Source organism: Fredinandcohnia onubensis (assembly GCF_002734215.1).
In the GTDB taxonomy this organism is placed as follows: Bacteria; Bacillota; Bacilli; order Bacillales; family Bacillaceae_L; genus Ferdinandcohnia; species Ferdinandcohnia onubensis.
Window position 1 is genome coordinate 122373 of sequence record NZ_NSEB01000015.1, and the last position, 20033, is coordinate 142405.

At 37.8% G+C, this 20033-nt stretch carries 17 protein-coding genes; 14 read left to right on the forward strand and 3 right to left on the reverse strand.

What is annotated here, in order from left to right; genetic code table 11:
• Positions 1-73: 73 nt before the first annotated feature.
• Positions 74-691 carry a YczE/YyaS/YitT family protein gene (locus CKK03_RS18470; protein WP_099363998.1) on the forward strand — a complete coding sequence of 206 codons (618 nt, stop codon included), beginning with the start codon at positions 74-76 and terminating at the stop codon, positions 689-691.
• A 63-nt stretch (positions 692-754) separates the two neighbouring features.
• The gene (gene coaA / locus CKK03_RS18475; RefSeq protein ID WP_099363999.1) at positions 755-1678 is read left to right on the forward strand and encodes a type I pantothenate kinase; all 924 of its coding nucleotides are present in this window, start codon (positions 755-757) and stop codon (positions 1676-1678) included.
• Between the two features lie 288 nt (positions 1679-1966).
• Here coaA and CKK03_RS18480 read toward each other — a convergent pair whose 3' ends face one another.
• Positions 1967-3157: a DUF418 domain-containing protein gene (locus CKK03_RS18480; protein ID WP_099364000.1), complete on the reverse strand. Its 1191-nt coding sequence runs from the start codon at positions 3155-3157 to the stop codon at positions 1967-1969.
• Between the two features lie 151 nt (positions 3158-3308).
• Between CKK03_RS18480 and CKK03_RS18485 the strand changes: the two genes are divergently transcribed.
• The 7 genes from CKK03_RS18485 to CKK03_RS18515 all read left to right on the forward strand — a co-directional run bounded on the left by CKK03_RS18485 (position 3309) and on the right by CKK03_RS18515 (position 10824).
• Positions 3309-4025: a response regulator transcription factor gene (locus tag CKK03_RS18485; RefSeq protein ID WP_099364001.1), complete on the forward strand. Its 717-nt coding sequence runs from the start codon at positions 3309-3311 to the stop codon at positions 4023-4025.
• Positions 4022-5791: a sensor histidine kinase gene (locus CKK03_RS18490; RefSeq protein ID WP_099364002.1), complete on the forward strand. Its 1770-nt coding sequence runs from the start codon at positions 4022-4024 to the stop codon at positions 5789-5791. The genes CKK03_RS18485 and CKK03_RS18490 overlap by 4 nt, the downstream gene beginning before the upstream one ends.
• A gap of 102 nt (positions 5792-5893) precedes the next feature.
• Positions 5894-6748: a polyamine aminopropyltransferase gene (gene speE / locus CKK03_RS18495; protein ID WP_099364003.1), complete on the forward strand. Its 855-nt coding sequence runs from the start codon at positions 5894-5896 to the stop codon at positions 6746-6748.
• A gap of 156 nt (positions 6749-6904) precedes the next feature.
• Complete coding sequence (nagZ, locus tag CKK03_RS18500) at positions 6905-8623, forward strand: beta-N-acetylhexosaminidase (RefSeq protein ID WP_099364004.1); 1719 nt, start codon at positions 6905-6907, stop codon at positions 8621-8623.
• A gap of 161 nt (positions 8624-8784) precedes the next feature.
• Entirely contained in the window at positions 8785-8991 is a 207-nt protein-coding gene (locus tag CKK03_RS18505) for a helix-turn-helix transcriptional regulator (protein ID WP_099364005.1), read from the forward strand.
• Positions 8992-9032: 41 nt separating this feature from the next.
• The gene (locus CKK03_RS18510) at positions 9033-9410 is read left to right on the forward strand and encodes a permease (RefSeq protein ID WP_099364006.1); all 378 of its coding nucleotides are present in this window, start codon (positions 9033-9035) and stop codon (positions 9408-9410) included.
• A gap of 148 nt (positions 9411-9558) precedes the next feature.
• Positions 9559-10824: a hypothetical protein gene (locus CKK03_RS18515; RefSeq protein ID WP_099364007.1), complete on the forward strand. Its 1266-nt coding sequence runs from the start codon at positions 9559-9561 to the stop codon at positions 10822-10824.
• Positions 10825-10900: 76 nt separating this feature from the next.
• On the opposite strand, the gene CKK03_RS18520 is transcribed toward CKK03_RS18515, so the two are convergent.
• The gene (locus tag CKK03_RS18520; protein ID WP_099364008.1) at positions 10901-12097 is read right to left on the reverse strand and encodes a DUF4085 family protein; all 1197 of its coding nucleotides are present in this window, start codon (positions 12095-12097) and stop codon (positions 10901-10903) included.
• 277 nt (positions 12098-12374) lie between these two features.
• Here CKK03_RS18520 and CKK03_RS18525 point away from each other — a divergent pair, with 277 nt between their 5' ends.
• From CKK03_RS18525 to CKK03_RS18540, 4 genes are all read left to right on the forward strand, one after another.
• A complete protein-coding gene (locus tag CKK03_RS18525) occupies positions 12375-13652 on the forward strand; it encodes a zinc-binding metallopeptidase family protein (RefSeq protein WP_099364009.1) in 1278 nt (425 codons plus the stop codon).
• A gap of 1 nt (position 13653) precedes the next feature.
• Complete coding sequence (locus CKK03_RS18530) at positions 13654-14460, forward strand: DUF3100 domain-containing protein (RefSeq protein ID WP_099364010.1); 807 nt, start codon at positions 13654-13656, stop codon at positions 14458-14460.
• Positions 14441-14929: a hypothetical protein gene (locus CKK03_RS18535; RefSeq protein ID WP_099364011.1), complete on the forward strand. Its 489-nt coding sequence runs from the start codon at positions 14441-14443 to the stop codon at positions 14927-14929. The genes CKK03_RS18530 and CKK03_RS18535 overlap by 20 nt, the downstream gene beginning before the upstream one ends.
• 197 nt (positions 14930-15126) lie before the next feature.
• Positions 15127-15672: a cupin domain-containing protein gene (locus CKK03_RS18540; RefSeq protein ID WP_099364012.1), complete on the forward strand. Its 546-nt coding sequence runs from the start codon at positions 15127-15129 to the stop codon at positions 15670-15672.
• A gap of 127 nt (positions 15673-15799) precedes the next feature.
• Here the strand turns inward: CKK03_RS18540 and CKK03_RS18545 are convergent, their stop codons facing one another.
• Positions 15800-17464 carry a BCCT family transporter gene (locus tag CKK03_RS18545; protein ID WP_099364013.1) on the reverse strand — a complete coding sequence of 555 codons (1665 nt, stop codon included), beginning with the start codon at positions 17462-17464 and terminating at the stop codon, positions 15800-15802.
• A gap of 201 nt (positions 17465-17665) precedes the next feature.
• Here CKK03_RS18545 and CKK03_RS18550 point away from each other — a divergent pair, with 201 nt between their 5' ends.
• Positions 17666-19750: a catalase gene (locus tag CKK03_RS18550; RefSeq protein ID WP_099364014.1), complete on the forward strand. Its 2085-nt coding sequence runs from the start codon at positions 17666-17668 to the stop codon at positions 19748-19750.
• The last annotated feature ends 283 nt before the right edge of the window (positions 19751-20033 follow it).

Below are 20033 nucleotides of genomic sequence, written 5' to 3' on the forward strand. Positions count from 1 at the left end.
TGGGTGCAATTTTTCATGAAAGTGTTATAATTGAATAATTATTTTGAAATATCCATTAATATCGAGGTGCAGCATGGGAATACGTATAAGCATTTATTTTGGGGGACTAGCGCTTACAGCGTTAGGAATTGCATTTATTATTCAATCATTGATCGGTGCGGGGCCGTGGGATACCGTAGCTGTAGGGCTTACAGAGCATATAGGTTTGACGATTGGAACGTGGTCAATTTTGACACAGTTGACATTTATATTGATTACCTGGATTCTTGAAAAAAAGAGATTGCGTATCGAATCGGTTATCCCAATTTTTATCCGAAGTATTTTTGTTGATTTTTGGTTTTATATTGTATTAGCGAATGTTGACTTTACATCATCTTTGGAATTACAAATTGTCAGTTTCGTTGTTGGTCTTGTTATCGCTGGAATTGGAATCGGCATTTATATGGAGGCGAATTTACCTAAGACACCCATTGATGGGATGATGGTGGCATTCTGCAATCGGTTTGGGTTAAGTTTTAATATTGTAAGAATGGGCATTGAAGGTACAGGAGCCGTTCTCGGATTTCTTTTAGGAGGACCGGTTGGGCTTGGTACTCTAGTGATTGCTTTGTTTTTAGGTAAAATCATTCAAGTGGTCAATAATAGAATGAAGAAAATCTTGCAAGTGTCGAGCGCAAGTCATTCTTTTTAAAACGTATTAATTCTAGTAACAATCTGATAAAATGAACATGAATCTAAAATAGAGGTAAAAACTATGAATCCGTTAACAAACTATATTGAATTTAATAGAGAAAAATGGGCGGAATTGCGCAATAAAACTCCTTTGTTACTATCAGAAGAAGAGCTCGAGAGCATTCGCGGTATAAACGAAGAAATCTCTCTTCAGGAAGTAAAAGAAATTTATTTGCCATTGACCCGTTTGATCAATCTAAAGGTAAAGGCATCACAACAGCTACAGGGAGCAACGAATTCATTTTTAGACTATAAAGCTAAGAAAATTCCATATATTATCGGAATTGCAGGTAGTGTGGCAGTAGGGAAAAGCACCGCAGCAAGGGTAATCCAAACTCTTTTATCACGGTGGGACGAGCATAAAGAGGTAGGGTTAGTTACGACAGATGGATTTTTGTATCCAAACGCAACCTTGGAGAGTAAGGGCTTAATGAGTCGAAAAGGTTTTCCCGAAAGCTATGATACTCAAAGATTAATTGAGTTTATGATGAAGGTGAAGTCTGGTAAATCAAAAGTGGAGGCACCATTATACTCTCATTTAACGTACGATGTGCTATCCGACAAGGTAGAGGTTATTAAGCAGCCAGATATTTTAATTGTTGAAGGAATTAATGTCCTTCAGGTCAGCAAGTCCCATTCGGTTTTCGTCAGTGACTTTTTTGATTTCTCAATTTATATTGATGCGGACGTAAGAAATATCAAAAAATGGTACATTGAGAGATTTTTGACACTGCAAAAGACGGCGTTCCAAAACCCGATGTCTTATTTTCATCGCTATACTTCGTTGTCAAAGGAAGAAGCGATCAAAAAGGCAACGGACATCTGGGAGGAGATCAACGCCAAAAACTTACGAGAAAACATTCTCCCTACACGTCGTCGTGCAGACATCGTCTTCAAAAAAGGCCCTGACCACATAATGGAAAAAGTTCACCTTAAGAAGTTTTAAATGGGACAAATCGGGTCAACGGGCTCTTGTCCCGGCGCATCATGGGACACGGGGACAGGTCCCTTGTCCCAGGCGCTTCACTATATTACGCCGCAGCAGTGCATAGACACTCGCGGCGTTTTTTGGTTTATGGCTATTAAATTGCAAATACGGCTGTTACTGAAAATTTATGGCCGATAAATAAAAAATATGGCTGATAAAATATTTTTATGGCTGATATCCAAAATGTTAAGAAGAAAAACTCATTCGAACACCATATTCAGCTCATGCATTTACAGCTAGAGCACATTAATGGGTAGCTTTTTCATGTAATCTAATTTTTGCCTTTTTGGATTTAGGAATGCCTCGCCATGTCATGTAGGTGCCGATTCTCATAATTTTTTCAAAAGGTCCCATTTTCCAGATCTTAAGATAAAAATGGCTTAAGATAACCTGGAATAAGTAAATCACGATTGTTAACAAAATTCCGTTAAGAACACCCATCTTTCCGAATAATCCCAAACCGTATCCATAAAAAATAAGAGTACATATAATACTTTGAGCTAAATAATTAGTCATGGATAGACGTCCTACATTTTCAAATAGAGTTAAAATGATGGATTCTCCTTTTGTATAAAAATATGCAAATAGGAAGATATAACCGACCGAGAGAAGGGGCGCACCTATTGTATAAATCGATTCCGTCCATATATGCTCTGGAAACAAATATGGTAAAGATTTTAACCCCAAACCCATCGGTAGACAGAACCATGCGAACCAAATATACTTCCGTTTTTCTTTTTCAGGAAATGTGAACCATCCACTTTTTGCAGCATACATGCCTAATAAAAATATTGGGCAGATCACAAGTGGCATAAGTATCAACATGATAATGTATACATAGCCAGGAAAACCATATGGATCTTCTCCACTATTACGAAACTCTAAGGCCTCCCAATAATCTCCATTTGAATAGGCATCATATTCCTTTTGGATATAGGAAGCTAAATTCTTTGGTTCCTCCATTTTTTCATTTACTCCTATTACACCCATCAATGTAGTTAAAGAAAATAACGTCACGGTCCAAATTAGTATCGTCTTTTTCTTTCGTTTAACAAAGACAATCATAAGTAAGCCAATCAGCCCATAGGAAAATAAAATATCACCTTCCCAAACAAAAATAGAATGTAGCAAACCGAGTGTAATTAACAAAATAAACCTTCTTACTAAATGACGTTTCACTTTTTTACCATTGACTTCAAGTTTTTCCGATAATTTAACCAAAGAAAAGCCAAATAAAAACAAAAATATTGGCATGAAGCTACCTTCTATAAAGATTTTGATCCAAATGTAGGATGCTTGATCAGTAGCTAATGTTTGATAGTTTTCCATTTGATCTTTTCCAAACATACCATATTGAAAAATTAGTACATTCGCTATCAATATCCCAATTAAACTGAATCCCCTCAGTCCATCAATCAACCTAACTCGTTTTTTCATTTTCTTCTCCCTTTCATATTGAACTATCTATAGTTTAGATGGAGGAGTTTTCTCTAGATTGAACGTTACATTACGAATGCATAAAACTTTATTTGATTTGTTCAACTGTTCGTAAAGTTGCTTTGTTATGATAAGGATGAGGTGGAAACTTATGTATAATGAGACAAATATTTTAATAGTTGATGATGAACAAGCTATTGTGAAAATGTTAGAAATGATGTTGAAAAAGGAAGGATTTCAAAATATATATACTGCTTATAAAGGAGAAGATGCGCTTACTATTCTACAAAAACAACATGTTGATATTGTTATCCTTGATGTGATGCTACCAGATGGCAACGGGTTTGACTTTTGTCCGAAAATCCGTGAATTATCTTCAGCCTATATTTTATTTTTAACCGCTAGAGTATCAGATTTGGACGTACTAACAGGATTTGCAACTGGCGGCGATGATTATGTGACAAAGCCGTTTAATCCATTAGAGGTGGCTGCAAGAATTAAAGCGTATTTAAGAAGAAGTTCTAAATTAGCTGAGCCTACAATCCAATCGAAGACTAAGCAGTTTGATTTTGGTCGATTTTTTTTAGATGAAGGCGCAGGAGAATTGTTGGTAAACGGACAGCCTGTACCATGTCCAACTCAGGTTTATTTGTTGTTGCTTTATTTATGCAAGCATCCGAATATCGTCCATTCTAAGTCTGCACTCCTTGAAGCAGTCTGGGGCTTTGACAATTATGTTGATGAGAATACTGTTTCGGTACATATTAGAAGAATTAGAGAAAGAATCGAGGAGGACCCAAGTAACCCTAAATATTTACTAACAGTAAGAGGACTTGGATATAAACTTGTAAAAGGAAATCAATCATGAAAAAGCTTAGATGGCGTTTATTTCTGCATTTCTCATTACAGTTTTTGTCAATAGCGGCCTTAATGGTTATTGTCATTTTTCTAACACTATTAATAGGTATAGGTATTTATGCAGAAGATGTTTCTCAATCTAATTATTATCAGGCAAAGTTAGAGGCAATTTCAGTAAATACGGGGTTTTCATTTTCGGAATTCAAGATGAACAAGGATTGGGATAAAGATTTAGAAAAGGAACAAATTTGGGTACAAATAATTGATCATGAGGGAACTGTGATTGAATCAGGAAATGTACCAGATGAAATACCAAACAAGTATACATATCAAGAAATGAAAAAGATGAAGGAAACAAAACAATTAAAAGGTTTTTCACTAGCCTTTTACTTAGAAACATTTTACGATGAACCATACTTATTTGTTTTAGGCTACCAAGATCAAGCACACCTCTTACTAAAGCAAATTGTTGAGGAGTATGGGGAAATTGGGACCATAGCTGAAGCAGACCAAGGTGAAGTTGAGAATCTATTAAAAAAGCAACAAGGCGCTCTAAAAATATATCGTACGGATGGGTCATTGCAACAAATGATTGGGTTACAAAACCGTAAAGACGAGAAGCCATTGGATGTTTTTGTGAGAGATGTTGCACCTGATATATATTCATCAAAAAGAACGACTTATGAAGACACTAAGAATGGATTGGTTTGGGAGCTATATACACCAAATGAAACGAACAATGAAGTGAAACTAGAAACGTATCTTGATGTCGCACGAGGATTTCTCATTACTGGGGCGATTGTCCTCCTTATTACTATCGCAATTTCAATATGGAATGGATTTCGCTATGGAAATCCACTGTTTATTTTTGCGAACTGGCTTGGCAGGATGGGAAATGAAAACTATAGTGAAGTATTAACAGAGCGTGAAAAGAAGAAGGTATACCGCAAGAATGGAAAGATCCGGTTACGATTTAAGTTATATCAAGAGGTGTTTGAAGCATTTCATAATATGGCAGGTAAACTCGAAGCTTCGAGGAAAGAACGTGAGCAATTAGAGAAAAATCGCTCAGAATGGATGACGGGAATATCTCATGATTTACGCACACCTCTATCAACGATGCAGGGATATGGAAACTTATTAGAAAGTGGCCAATACGATTGGACTACGGACGAATTAGAGGAAATAGGGAAGACGATACGTGAGAAAAGTGATTATATGCTGCATTTAATAGAAGATTTTTCCTTAAGTTTTCAATTGAAAAATGGTGGGAATCAAGTTCAGCTTGAGACCGTTGAAGTAAGTGAACTTTTTGAGGACATCTTAGGAAAATATGAAAGGGACCGGATAATCAACGACTATCCCATATCCTTTGTCCCATTACACAATAACAGTTATCTAAATGTAAACAGACGGTTGTTTGAAAGAATGCTAGATAACCTTATTTATAATGCGATGAAACATAATCCGCCTGGTACAAACGTTGATGTTATTTTGGAGGAAATTAACGACGAGGGTGAGATAAAAATAGTCGTCAAGGATAACGGTATTGGGATGGATGAGGCGACTAAGAAACATTTATTCGATAGGTATTATCGTGGAACAAACACAGATGAACGTGTAGAAGGCACAGGGCTTGGCATGAGTATAGCGATGCAAATTGCAAAACTGCATAGCGGAGAAATTAACGTCGAATCGTGGGAAAACATCGGAACAGAGATTACCGTAACCTTGCTGGGACACAGGGACAGGTCCCGCGTCCCACAACAGGATTAAACTGGGACAAGGAACCTGTCCCTCCGACCCACTTCGCTGGACATGCACATTGTTTCTTCTTATTCTTATATTGGAAGAATAAGAGTAGAGTGGGGGATGATGATGGAACTGAATAAACCTTATTTATCTAAGAAAAATGGTGATATCTGGCTCACCGAAAATGAGTACGACAACTTGAAAATCAGCTATCGGATTAAAGATATTATTTTTGATCAACAATCATCTTTCCAAGATGTCATGATTCTGGATTCATATGATTTTGGAAGAATGTTAGTGTTAGATGGTATTGTCCAAACGACTTCGGTTGATGGACATATTTATAATGAAATGATTTCACATGTGCCCATGTCGATTCACCCTAATCCGAAAAAGGTATTAATCGTTGGTGGTGGCGATTGTGGTGTTGCAAAGGAAGTAGCCAAATACGAAGAAATCGAACATATTGATATGGTTGAAATTGATGAACTTGTGGTAAAAGCTAGTATCGAACATTTACCTGAGGTATCAGGTCGCCTAGCAGATCCACGTGTTTATTTTATTTTTGAAGATGGTGTAAAATTCGTGGCTAGTAAGAAAAATGAGTATGACCTAATTATCGTGGATTCATCAGATCCAATTGGACCTGCAGAGGCGTTATTCGAAAAAAGCTTCTATCAAAGCTTACATGAAGCTTTAAAAGACGATGGAATCATGGTTTGTCAAAGCCAATCACCACTATTCCATTCTGACGTGATGAAACAGTCCTATACTCGAATCTCAGAACTTTTCAAAGAGGCAAAATTATATACAGCAGTTGTACCGACCTACCCTGGCGGAATGTGGAGTTTCACGATCGGGACTAAGAAGCATCTTGATGTAAACCCAAGTAGAGTCAGCAATAAACAAACAAAATATGTCAACGAGCAAATGGTGGAAAGATGTTTTTCATTGCCGCAGTTTCTTGGGGAACAATTATAAAGAGAGGCAAGGGCCTGAACCCTTGCCTCTTAAAATTCTTGTTAAACAAATCTGGTGGGTCACAGGGACAGGTCCCGTGTCCCAAAAACTGTTGTAACGTTTCTGCTTATAAAAGAGTCTACTTTTATAGAAGAAAAATTAGCGAGGAGGTAGCCTATGTACAAAAAAGGATTACAAAAAGGTCTGATTGGTATACTTTCCGTTGCTGTAGCGGTTGCTTTAGTTTATATGTTTATTGAAAAAGGTAACGAACAGCAAAGTGAACAAAGTGTTCCAAGAGAGGAGTCGGCTCAGCAATCAGAAAAAAATGAAGCTGAGACGCAGCCAGAGGGAACGGCTGAAGAAAAACCAGATTCCTTAGAACAGGTTAAGGAAATTTTTTCACTTTCGAAAACAGGGAAGATTCCGCATACTCCTTTTATAGCAGGACAGTCAAACATCCAAGAAATACACAATAAATGGGGGGAACCGCCAACTATTGATAAAAGCTCGATTGGTGACTTCGCAGTGTATCCTGATCATGACGTAACAATTGGAATTAAGAATGAGACTGCTTTCGATATCCGCTCATACGATTCTAATTTAATGGCCATTCACTTAGATGATATTCAAAAAGCGATAGGTGAGCCAGATGAGGTTAAATTTTATCAGGATGGATATGTAAACCAAGTTATTTTCATATATCAAGTCAATCCTACATTCCAGTTGAAGTGGATTTTACCAAAGCCGACTGAGCAAGAGCCTAACCCGACTGTTCATCATATTTCTGTCGTGACAAACCTGCAACAATCGGTTGATGATAATGAAAGCCTAAGTTTAGATGAAAAAATTGGTCAACTTATTTTTGCAGGGATTTCTGGTACAAAAATGAGCCAAAATATGAACCAATTAATTACGAAATACCAAGTTGGAGGCATCATTTTTAATGGTGATAATTTAGTATCTCCGAAACAAACCGTGAACTATTTGAACCAAATCAAACAGGCTAATGAAGGTAATATTCCTTTGTTTTTTGGAGTGGACCAGGAAGGCGGCCGAATATCGAAGCTACCAGGTGGATTAATCAACTTTCCGACAAATCTAGAAATCGGAAAGATAAATGATCCAACACTCTCGTATGAAATCGGCAAAACTCTTGGAAAAGAGCTCAATGCATTTGGGTTTAATGTGGATTTTGCACCTGTGCTCGATGTTAATAGCAATCCGGATAATCCGGTAATTGGTAATCGTTCTTTTAGCAGTAATCCAGAGATTGTGGGTAGTCTTGGGGTTCAAACAATGAAAGGGCTGCAGTCGCAGTCTATTATTTCCGCAGTCAAGCATTTTCCAGGGCACGGGGATACACATGTTGATTCACATCTGGAGTTACCCAAGGTTGAAAAGACGCGTGAAGAGCTAGAGAGTCTGGAATTTATTCCATTTCACAAGGCCATAAAAGAAGGAGCAGATATGGTGATGGTTGGCCATATTTTAGTACCGGCACTTGATAAGACCTATCCGTCCTCCATGTCAAAAACGATAATTATGGACATTTTACGGAATGACCTAGGCTTTAATGGTGTAGTCATCACTGATGATTTTTTCATGAAGGCAATCACCAATGATTACGATATTGGTGAGGCAGCGGTTCAATCTATTAAGGCCGGTAGTGACATAATCATGGTGGCACATGACTACAACAGTGTGGTTCAGGTCCATAATGCAATTAAAAAGGCAGTCGAAAACGGTGAAATACCCGAAAAGAGAATCGATGAAAGTGTGACTAGAATCCTACAACTGAAAGAAAAGTATCAATTAGACCATACCAAGGCTACACAAGTAAATATAAATAAACTAAACCAATCAATACAAAAAGTACTCGACAAAAATTCATAGTGGGACAGCTCCCTTATCCAAAGTGAGTATCTATATTGTGATTTTGTAAAGAAGTTAGTTCAAGTGACTAACTTTCTTTTTTTGTCTAAAAAAATGTAAAGGAAACTTTACGTAAAGGAAACTTTACATTATGATAGAGAATATAAGAGGTGGTGAATGGGTTGCAAAATAAAGTATCAGAGTTTAGGAAAAAACATGGTTTTTCGCAGGATCGACTGGCTGAAAAATTGGGTGTTTCTAGACAAACAATTATTTCGATTGAAAAGGGCAAATACAACCCTTCTCTTCCCTTGGCATTAATAATGGCTGAAGTTTTTGAGACGAATGTTGAAGACATTTTCCTTTTAGAGGAAGAAGACTATAAATAAAGATTTATGCTGGATGAAATCATTTTAAAGGAGGAAAAAAGATGGGTAATTCGCGAGTTCCATTTGTCGTTTTGGGTATATTGTTTTCTGTGATGTCAGGTTTTTTACTATTTGTTGGAATCATGGCCAACTCGTCTCCTGCACCTATGGCTTTTATGACGCTGGCTATGGCAGTCATGAGTTTTTGTTTGGCATACTTGTATCCACAATTTAAGCAAAAGGATGAACGTATGAAACTGATCCGGGAGAAAGGTATTTTCGCTTCGTTTTTTGCGATGATGATTTTTCTTATTGCGTTTAACATTGGTTTGCAATTTAACATCATTGCGTTAACTGCTGCTCAACTGATCAACATCCTCACAACATTACTAATCTCAACAATGTTTATCTCCTTTGTCATTTATTCGAAAATATACTAGGGTCAGATGGACAGGTGCCTCGACTCAACATTATTTCCTGCACTTAAATAAGTGCAGTTTTTTCATTAACCTGAAATTGGAAAAATGTGAAACCGTTTGGCGAGTAATTCGTAGTAAGTAGAAAATCAATATTTTGGAGGTGACAAGTATGGATGAAAGAACTCAGGAGTTAGTTGATTTTACAAGAGAGAAGTTTGGATTATGGGACTATTATTTAGAGACTTATAGTTTCAATCGGAGTGTCAATATTTTTAATGAGACGGTTTATACAATGTCAATGGAATGGTTTCCTAATCATTGTGTGGGACAAGAGTACGAGGATGAAAATCCAGATGGAACGGCAGTAATCACAATAGATGTGAAGAGTCGAAACTTTGAAAGTGTTATTTTCGTGATGGGTCAGACGTATGCAACAAATGGAGTAACCTTCTCAGATAAAAATGACATTATAAAATGGATTGAGAAGGAAACAGGATTAACGTTTGAGCAGCAATTCCAGTTACATAAGGAAGAAGAGGGAGAGCTACATTTCAAAGAATGCATGAATGGTGTTGCTGTTTCACCTGCTGGAATGATTGAGGTCAATTTTGATCAAGATGGTAGACTAACATTATTTTCTGCGCATGGTCATTTTCCAGCAAAGGAAATGGTGAAAATAGAATCTTATACATTGACCTTTGAAAAAATGGAGAACATCGCAAAGGAACAAGTGAAGTTGATTGAATTTCCGTTAATGGAACAACAACGACTAGTCTCTGCTTATGCAGTAGAAGAACTCTATGTAAGGAATGACCAGACGGCCACAATCCCTTTTGAAATTATCGTGGATGTTAGAGGATATTTAAAAATTGATAAAACGTTGTATTGGGATGAGCCAATGGACTCTTCATTTGAAAGAAAAGAGATAACTTGGCATGAGGAGGTTACGGCTGAACAAGCATTTTCAGGCGAGCCCTCACCTGATACACTACCAATCACAGATGCAGAGCAAGAAAAATGTATGACGGAGGTCCGAGATTTTTTACGAAGGGTATATCCAAGTGATTCTGGAGTCTGGATGTTAAAATCACTTCATCGCGAATCAGGTTATATACATGCGATAGTAAGAGCGAACAAGCAGGATAAACGGGTATTTCAGCGGAAAATAAATGTCATGATTGATTCTGAAAGTCTTCAGGCTGTGAATTATATGGATAACCAGATGATGTTGGAGATGTTTGATGAATTTGAAGAACCCGAGAAAGTAGTAGTCAGCAAAGATGAAGCCTTTGAAAAGATCAAAGAGAAGTTCGAATTAGAGCCTATCTATGTGTATGACTTTGACCAAAACCAATATGTCCTGTGTGGAAAAATAGATTGCCAATTTGCAGTTCATGCATCAACAGGAGAAATTCTCCCATTAGATGAACTATAAGTAAAAAAGGTTCCCCTCCCACGGGTCACAGGGACAGGTCCCTTGTCCCAAACTGGGATGAGGAACCTGTGCCCTCTTAATTTATCAGGGAGCGATATTTTTCAATAACGCCTTCTGTTAAAATACCTACTTCAAAAAAGTGGTTCGCATAAACACTTGCCAACATTTCGTTTTCCTCGGTTATCTCCATTTTTGCCATAACACGATTAATAATCTCAGTGAACTCGTGAGGATTTGTATACATCGTATTCCACGCCCGGACCTGTAGTTCCAAATCCTCGCCTAGTGCTGCTGCTTCAATTTCTTCCGCTGCCATAGGTTCGCTTAAGTGAGCATATGGATCCTCATTTACGTCTGTATAAATAAACTGTATTGGGTTGTACTCATCCAAATCATACGTAAAACGATCATTTCCTACAGTAACGACCATTTCATTTTGCACAAATTCAAGTTCTCCGTTTTCTAGTAGGATAGACTCTGAGAATGACTGGATGGCGCACGTCACATTTGGTGTATTCAGCCAATAGCGATGGTCTGGATTTAGTTGTGCAATGTAATCCTCAAAAGAAGTCTCTTCTATTTTTTCTTCGTTATTCAATAATGTATATAGGGCTGGACGATAGTAATATTCAGCATCCAGATTCTTCATTGTAATCGTCCATTCGGCATCTGGACATTCAAACAACACGCGGAACGCAACCCCATCAACTGTTTTCTGAAGTTCATAATAGACGATCCAATGCCCGACCTCTAGCGGCTCATCGGATTCCTCATTCATCACATTTTCAAAAATAAAATGAATTAGCGCTTTGGATGAAAAACCACCATCTGTATTGATGTAAAGATGAAGTGTATTTCCTTCACGTTCAATACGCTCGATGGTTGAATCATGCAAGCTTTCCTCAAACACATCTTGAACGGCATCTGATAAATAAGTAACAGCTTTTTCCGTTTGGGAATGGGCAGCATCTAAAACTTGCTCAAATTCCTTGCTCGCTTCATGTATCCATTGCAGGTAATCGTCACGAACAGACTTTGGCAATGTCGGTTGAATTAACGTTTCGTTTTCCACATACGGGATGAAGCGACTTGGCAAGATTTGCAGTAACTCCTCTTTCATTTCCTTAAGTTCTTCCTTTAAATGACTAATGAGATCTTCACCTTCTTCTTTTGCCTCTCTTAAGGTAATTTCCCATTCTTCATCAGTTTCAGGAATCGGTAAGATGTTACACTTTGAAAATTTCTCTTTCGCCTGCTTGGCTAGGTTCCACATAGTCTCACCTCATGGTAGTTGATGAAAATAGTATAACAGGATTTTCCTGTTTTAGAGTCAAATAATGTATTTTCTCAGGAATCATCCGCCTTTAACGATGAAAATAAAACCTAAAAATAGTTGATATCGAACAATAATTATATTAGAATAAAAATTGTTCGTGTTTTACTTATTTATTAATGAAAAATAATTCTATTATCATTCGGAAATCAAACGAAAAACAAACGATAACGAGATTATTAGATTTAAATAATCATTAGAAAAAGGAGAATCATATATGATTTTCAAAAACCAATATAAAGAAATAAAAGAGTTAGCTGAAGACATCTATTTTCATCCGGAACTAGGGTATAAAGAAGAAAGAACGAAAGAGAAGGTTTTGAATTGTCTAAAACAGATGAATCCTGATATTCAAATAGAGGAATTCAGTACGACCGGTTTTAAGATAACATTGGGTGATCAAGATAAGAAGAAATTACACGTAGCGTTCATTGCAGAATTAGACGCGGTCTATGCACCATCACACATGTATGCGAACAAAGGGACCGGGGCAGCACACAACTGTGGTCATTATACACAGGTTGGGATTGCACTTGCTTTATACAATTATTTTGTGAAGTCAAATAGCTACAAAGAATTTGATTATAAACTATCCTTTGTTTTTGTCCCTGCAGAGGAATACTTGGATCTAGCTTATCGTGATGAACTTATACAACAAAATAAGATTACACATTATGGTGGTAAGCCAGAAGCGATGAGACTTGGTGTTTTTGATGATATTGATTTATCTATCTGTGTTCATGCTATAGGCGGCGAATTTGAAAAGCGCACGATTAATACCAACTGTGATTTAGCTGGATTTTTGTATAAAAAATACAAATTTATCGGTAAAGCAACGCATGCGGGATTTGATCCCTTTTCCTCTAAAAATGCTTATAACATGTCTACTTTGTTTAACGTAGCTGTCGGCTTAAGCAGACAACAACTTAAAGATTCGGAAAAGGTACGGATCAATCCGATTGTGATGGAATCAGATATGTCTACAAATGTGATACCGAATGCTATTACTGTTGGGACGGACCTGCGGACATTATCGACAGAGTATATGAAAGAAGCTGCAGTTAAGCTCGATGACGCAGCAAAGGGAAGTGCTTTAGCCTTACAAGGAGATGTAGAAATTTCTACACAGATGGGCTATTTACCTTTTAAACAAGACCGTTATCTATCCGATTTTGTATGGAAAGCTTTTGAAGAAAATAATGAAATTGATGTGCTGTACAATGATGATCCAATTAGTGCGGCAGGAGACATAGGCGATTTATCATACATGATTCCTTGTATTCAAATTGGTTACAGTGGTTTTACAGGAACGATCCATGGAGATGATTTTATCGATATTGATCCTGAATTTATTTATGAGATTTTTCCTAGATTCATAGCTCAGGTTTTCGAAAAAATGAATGGAAACATTGATCCTTCAAAATTATACAAAAGAAGTTATGAAGACTATATCAAGTTAATTAATGAAATCATTATGGATAAGAAAGGAAACTAATATGAAGAAAAATTTTATTTATCTCATTATTTTTGCACTACTAGTCATTACGGCTGCTGAAATGATCGGATTTCAAAGTGTTAAACTTGGATCCTTTTCAATTGGCTTATTACCACTTGTATTTGCAATTATCATCACGATGATTTTAGGACTGAATCTATTCCGCAAAGGCTTTTGGAAAAAAGTCTATAGTAAAGAGAATGTAGACTTTGCCGGAAAATACTTGATTCTTATCATGCTTCCACTTATGGCGAGATATGGTGCAGATGTTGCCCCAAAAATTGGTGAAATTCTTCAAGTTGGCTGGGTATTCCTATTTCAGGAAATAGGGAACCTTGGAACAGTTCTATTAGGTCTGCCTGTGGCATTACTGCTTGGATTACGCCGTGAAGCGATTGGAGCAACTCTAGGAATAGGCCGTGAAGGTGAACTCGCTTATATTTCAGAAAAGTATACGTTGAATTCTGATGAAGGAAGAGGCGTTTTATCCTTATATATCATCGGTACATTATTTGGCACGATTTTCTTCAGTATTTTTGCACCAATCATGTTACAAATGGGTTTCCGTGTTGAGGCATTAGCAATGGCATCTGGCATGGGCTCCGGAAGTATGATGAGTGCATCTTCAGCTTCTTTAGTTGCACAAGTTCCGGATATGGAGAGCACGATTTTAGCTTATGCATCTGCGAGTCAGTTGCTTACTAGTTTCTTAGGTACCTTTACAATGGTATTCCTTGCGGCTCCGTTGCAGCAATTTATGTATAAACTATTTGTACGAGGTGATAAAAATGCAAAACGCGTTGCGTAATTCATATGTGAAGTACGGTTTAATCGTTTTATTAAGTCTTGCTCTAATCATGTTTACCCAATTTATAAAACACTTAAAAAATCCTGAATCAATGGCTGTCACGGGGATGACAATTGTAGGATTGCTTACTCTTTGGGTATTCTCAATGATCGGTATTTTTATTTCGAATAAGTTAAATACCTGTTCGATTAAATTTCTAAAGGAGTTTCCAGTATTGGGGTGGGTGTCAATTACATCTCTTGTTATGTGCTTAATTTCTGACTTCTTTGTGCAAGCCATTCAAGCGGTGGATTTCCTCTCCATCACAACACCGATTCTTACTTTTGCTGGAATTTCAGTAGCAAACCGTTTAGTAGAATTAAAAAATACTTCTTGGAAAGTTGCGATTGTTGCTGTTTTCGTTTTTAGTGGAACGTATATTGGTAGTACAATAGTAGCTGAAATTGGTTTATTACTAGCTGGAAAGTAAATCATCCCATTAAGGCCGTAGAAAATAAATAGTTATGTAAAAAGACACCTAATCCAGGTGTCTTTTTGTGTATGGGACACAGGGATACAGGTACATTGGTCCAAATGGAAGATAAGAGAATCCTATCAAATTGCGTTACATTCACTATCCCTCTTGCATAGGATATTTAAGCAATTTGAGGAGGGATACTGAGTAAAATGAATTATGTAACATATGGATACCCACATCATTATTATCACCATCAACATCATCATCACCCATATTACACGAATGTTCCTATGCATTACTGGAACTATTGGGGATACCATCACCCACATATGGGAAGGGAAATGCGAGAGTTCACTGACCAAGGTAAAAAGCCGTTTGTAGTTAATATCAATGAAGCTACAAAGCAAAACAATACGTTTCGGACGGCAATTTGGACGGGTACTCACCTACAGTTAACATTAATGAGTTTACACCCTGGAGAAGATATCGGTTTAGAAATGCACCCTAATGTGGACCAATTCCTTCGAGTTGAACAAGGTAATGGTATTGTTCAAATGGGCAAAAACAAAAATCAGTTAGACTTTGTAAGACAAATTAGTGACGATTCAGGTATTATTATACCAGCAGGGTATTGGCATAACCTAACGAATACAGGAAATATCCCATTAAAACTTTATTCCATTTATGCCCCACCAAATCATCCATTCGGTACTGTCCATAAAACAAAAGCAGATGCAATGGAGGCTAAACACTAAGGATCATGATTCTGTTGGTTTAGGTACACTTAAGCAATCAACCTCTAATGATGGAAAAAGTGGGTCAAGGGACCTGTCCCTTCGTCCCACAAAAAAGGGCAGAGCCGGAATGGGCTCTGCCCTAGATTTATTTTTTGTCATCTTCAAAATGGGCATCGATTGGCCCCTTTTGTTCTTGTTCGCCAGATGCTTGCTCTTTTGCTTTTTTCTTTCGACGCAAGCGTTCAAGAATTTTACGGTAATTCAGCTCAATCGTTTTCGGCTCATAATAATCGGATGCCATGATGTCACGGGTGGATGCTTTCAGGAATGACCAACCAAGCATGACCATGATAAAAAGAAGAGGGAACCCACCCACTATACTTGCGGTTTGCAAGGTGCCGAGTCCGCCAATAAACATCAACGTTAAAGGCATTATACAAAGAGCAAATGCCCAAAATAAGCGGTTCCACCTTATTGGCTCATCCTCAACTTCTTTTTGCACAACAGACGCTAACACATATGAACTAGAATCGAAGGTGGTAGCAAGAAATACGATAGCAAGTACAGTGAACACTAGGACCATAAACCATGAAAACGGAAGGCTCTCAATTACATCTAGAATAGCTGGAGAAGCACCTTCTGTATTCAACGTATTTATAATATCCATTTCTCCAGTAAGCTGCAGGTGCATTGCGTAATTTCCTAGTACACCAAAGAATAAAATACTTCCGATTGTTCCATAAATCATCGTCCCGAGTACCATCTGTTTGATGGTACGTCCACGTGAAATTTTAGCAACAAAAAGACCGACAAATGGGGCATAGACGAGCCACCATGCCCAATAGAACACCGTCCACGTTTCAGGGAAAGAGGTTTTCTCAAATGGACCCAATGAATTAAACGGCTCTGTCCATGTACTCATATGAAAAAAGTTATCCAATAAAAGTCCGATACTATTTACTGTTGTTTCTAACATGAATCGGGTTGGCCCAAACACAAAGATAAAAGCCAAAAGAAAGAAAGCAAGATATAGGTTTACATCGGAAAGAACCTTAATTCCCTTCTTTAATCCTGTATAAGAGCTAACTGCAAAGATGACAGTCACAAATAACAAAATAATCGTTTTTACAGTCATGTTCACATCAATGCCGGTTAGACGATAAATACCTTCAGCAATCATCGGAGTGCCAAGAGCAAGCGTCGTTCCGGCACCACCGATAAGTCCAAACATAAATAAGATATCGATTATGGTACCAATAGGACCGTCGGCTAGTCTTCCAATTAATGGCCGTGTCGCTTCACTAATTTTTAGGACCGGTTTTTTTCTTACATAATAAAAGTATGCAATTGGTAAGGCTGGGAGTGTATAAATGGCCCATGCGATCGGTCCCCAATGAAAAATCCCATAGGTGGTAGCCCATGCAATGGCTTGCTTTGTGCCAGGTTCTACTCCGAAGGGAGGACCTTGCAGGTAATAAGCCCATTCGATTGTTCCCCAATATAAAATACTAGAGCCAATCCCGGCACAAAAAAGCATGCCCGCCCAAGAGAAATCATTAAATTCGGGCTTTTCTCCTTTATCCCCAAGCAAGATCTGACCGTTTGCACTAAACGAAACATAGATAAGAAAAAAGAAAATCACTATTCCAACTAGCAAATAGAGAACACCGAAGTTTGTGGTCACATACGTATTCGCAGCATTAACCACCTCTTCCCCTTTTTCAGGAAAAAGGACGAGAGGAATCGTAACCAACAACAATAATGAAAATGCGCCAATAAAAGTTGGCCAATCAATCATCCTGTTCTTCATTCATAATCCTCCCCTTACTAAACTGTTTTTGGTAGTTTTTGCAACTTGAAGAATAATATACTTTTGTTTCTATAAGCATTTCTTGATTGTGTAGTTTCCACAAATTGTCTAGCCAATTGTCACTTTCCTAAAGTAGGGACAAATTGATACCGATATTACATAACTTTCAATATAGAATAAGCCGATTCGGCTGCTCATATGATGGTACGAGAGAGGAGGCGTATTGAATTGTGTGATGAGCGTAAGCTGAATGGGAAAGGTAACAGTAAAGATGAGCAGTTAGAACAGTTCCGTGTCGATGATCGAGGAAAAAAACTCACGACCAATCAAGGGTTAAAGGTGTCAAATGATGAATTTTCTTTAAAGGCAGGTGTACGGGGTCCTACGATAATGGAGGATTTTCATTTTCGTGAAAAAATGACCCATTTTGATCATGAGCGGATCCCTGAGCGGGTCGTTCATGCCCGAGGGTTTGCTGCCCATGGTGAATTCCAGGTATACGATGACAGTATGAAGCAATACACAAGAGCAAAGTTCTTGCAAGACCCAACTGTGAAAACCCCGGTATTTGTGAGGTTTTCTACTGTTGTTGGCTCACGCGGATCTGCTGATACAGTGCGTGATGTACGTGGCTTTGCAACCAAGTTTTATACGGATGAAGGTAATTATGACTTGGTAGGTAACAATATCCCAGTCTTTTTTATTCAAGATGCAATAAAATTTCCGGACATGGTACACGCCATCAAACCCGAACCTCACAATGAGATTCCACAAGCTAGCTCTGCCCATGATACGTTTTGGGACTTTGTCGCGAATAACCAAGAAACTGCTCATATGATTATGTGGTTAATGTCAGACCGAGCGATTCCAAGAAGCTTCCGGATGATGGATGGGTTTGGTGTTCATACTTTCCGACTGGTTAACGAGAACGGTAAATCTCACTTTGTTAAGTTTCATTGGAGATCCACACTTGGGGCACATTCTCTTGTTTGGGATGAAGCTCAAAAGATTTCCGGTGAGGACCCTGATTTCCATCGTCGTGATTTATGGGAAAACATTGAAAAAGGGAACTTCCCAGAGTATGAATTGGGTGTGCAAATTATTAATGAGGAAGATGAATTTAAATTTGGTTTTGATATTTTAGATGCAACTAAGATTTGGCCAGAAGAAGATGTTCCAGTAAAAATCATTGGAAAAATGGTTTTATATCGAAATGTTGATAATGCATTTGCTGAAATTGAGCAAGTTGCTTTTCACCCAGGACATGTGGTGCCAGGTATTGATTTTACAAACGATCCATTATTACAGGGACGGTTATTTTCCTATACAGATACCCAGCTAATTCGTCTTGGTGGCCCTAATTTTCATGAAATTCCAATTAACCGCCCAGTTTGTCCATTTCATAATAATCAGCGGGATGGCTATCACCGCCAAACCATTAATGTGGGGAAAGTAAGTTACCATAAAAATTCTTTAGCGGGTAACACACCAGCACCGGCTAGTGTTGAAGAAGGTGGGTATGCTCACTATCAAGAGAAGGTAGAAGGTCGTAAAATTCAAGCTCGAAGTGATAGTTTTAAAGATCACTTCTCACAAGCAACACTTTTCTGGAACAGCATGAGCAATCCTGAAAAAGAGCATATTGTTCATGCCTTTCAGTTTGAATTGGGCAAGGTTAAGAGCCAATCTGTCCAGCAACAAGTTGTAGATATGTTTGCAAATGTTAACCTTGAACTGGCAAGAGAAATAGCGAACTATCTAGGTGTGAATCCGCCAATAAGCGGAGGGTCAAACGTAACAAAGTCTTCTCCTGCCCTTAGTCAGCTCAATACGAGGTTTAGCCCTAAGACAAGAAAAGTTGCGGTAATCCTAACCGACAATTTTAATGGGCCAGATGTAAAATTTGTACTCGAGCAAATGAAGGCAAATGGATTACAACCTGAAATCATTAGTGAAAAACTAGGCATGGTAAGAGGTTCGGATGGTATGCAACTTAAGGTTGACCACACATTTTTAACGACTGAATCGGTTTTATTTGACGCTGTTTATATGGTGAGAGGAAGTAGAACGAGCACGAAGTTTAATAAAGATGCAGCCCACTTTATTAATGAAGCATTTACACATTATAAACCGATTGGGGCATCAGGTGAAGGGAAAAAGTGGCTAGAAGTGAATGGTATTGAAAACGCACCGGGTGTAGTAATGGCTGACGATAAGGGGCAATTTACGAGGGATTTTATCAAAGCAGTGAAGGGTCACCGTTTCTGGCAACGTCAGCTAATTTAGTCCTTTAAGGAAAAATAGCAAAAGGGAAGAATGCCTCCTAATGTGGAAGCATTTTTCCCTTTTTTATTCGTTTTTGGAATCGCGATTACCTTTATTTGGATTTTATGAATGCATTAATGCTGCCAATCTAGATAAAAGCATACGCAATACCTTTTTACGTATGCTTTTAACTCTTATTTACTAAAAAATGATACACAAGTGGATGATTTTTACATTTATTGTCTCTTTTGAAATGATTTTTACCATTATTTGGATTTTGCGAATGCATTTATTCTGCTAATCT

Bases quoted from the DNA above. Each gene is read 5' to 3' on its own strand.
- CKK03_RS18470 (WP_099363998.1), top strand. From the start codon at position 74: ATGGGAATACGTATAAGCATTTATTTTGGGGGACTAGCGCTTACAGCG.
- CKK03_RS18510 (WP_099364006.1), top strand. From the start codon at position 9,033: ATGGGTAATTCGCGAGTTCCATTTGTCGTTTTGGGTATATTGTTTTCT.
- CKK03_RS18525 (WP_099364009.1), top strand. From the start codon at position 12,375: ATGATTTTCAAAAACCAATATAAAGAAATAAAAGAGTTAGCTGAAGAC.
- CKK03_RS18530 (WP_099364010.1), top strand. From the start codon at position 13,654: ATGAAGAAAAATTTTATTTATCTCATTATTTTTGCACTACTAGTCATT.
- CKK03_RS18480 (WP_099364000.1), bottom strand. From the start codon at position 3,157: ATGAAAAAACGAGTTAGGTTGATTGATGGACTGAGGGGATTCAGTTTA.
- CKK03_RS18545 (WP_099364013.1), bottom strand. From the start codon at position 17,464: ATGAAGAACAGGATGATTGATTGGCCAACTTTTATTGGCGCATTTTCA.
- CKK03_RS18520 (WP_099364008.1), bottom strand. From the start codon at position 12,097: ATGTGGAACCTAGCCAAGCAGGCGAAAGAGAAATTTTCAAAGTGTAAC.
- speE (WP_099364003.1), top strand. From the start codon at position 5,894: ATGGAACTGAATAAACCTTATTTATCTAAGAAAAATGGTGATATCTGG.
- CKK03_RS18535 (WP_099364011.1), top strand. From the start codon at position 14,441: ATGCAAAACGCGTTGCGTAATTCATATGTGAAGTACGGTTTAATCGTT.
- CKK03_RS18490 (WP_099364002.1), top strand. From the start codon at position 4,022: ATGAAAAAGCTTAGATGGCGTTTATTTCTGCATTTCTCATTACAGTTT.
- CKK03_RS18550 (WP_099364014.1), top strand. From the start codon at position 17,666: ATGGTACGAGAGAGGAGGCGTATTGAATTGTGTGATGAGCGTAAGCTG.
- nagZ (WP_099364004.1), top strand. From the start codon at position 6,905: ATGTACAAAAAAGGATTACAAAAAGGTCTGATTGGTATACTTTCCGTT.
- CKK03_RS18540 (WP_099364012.1), top strand. From the start codon at position 15,127: ATGAATTATGTAACATATGGATACCCACATCATTATTATCACCATCAA.
- coaA (WP_099363999.1), top strand. From the start codon at position 755: ATGAATCCGTTAACAAACTATATTGAATTTAATAGAGAAAAATGGGCG.
- CKK03_RS18515 (WP_099364007.1), top strand. From the start codon at position 9,559: ATGGATGAAAGAACTCAGGAGTTAGTTGATTTTACAAGAGAGAAGTTT.
- CKK03_RS18485 (WP_099364001.1), top strand. From the start codon at position 3,309: ATGTATAATGAGACAAATATTTTAATAGTTGATGATGAACAAGCTATT.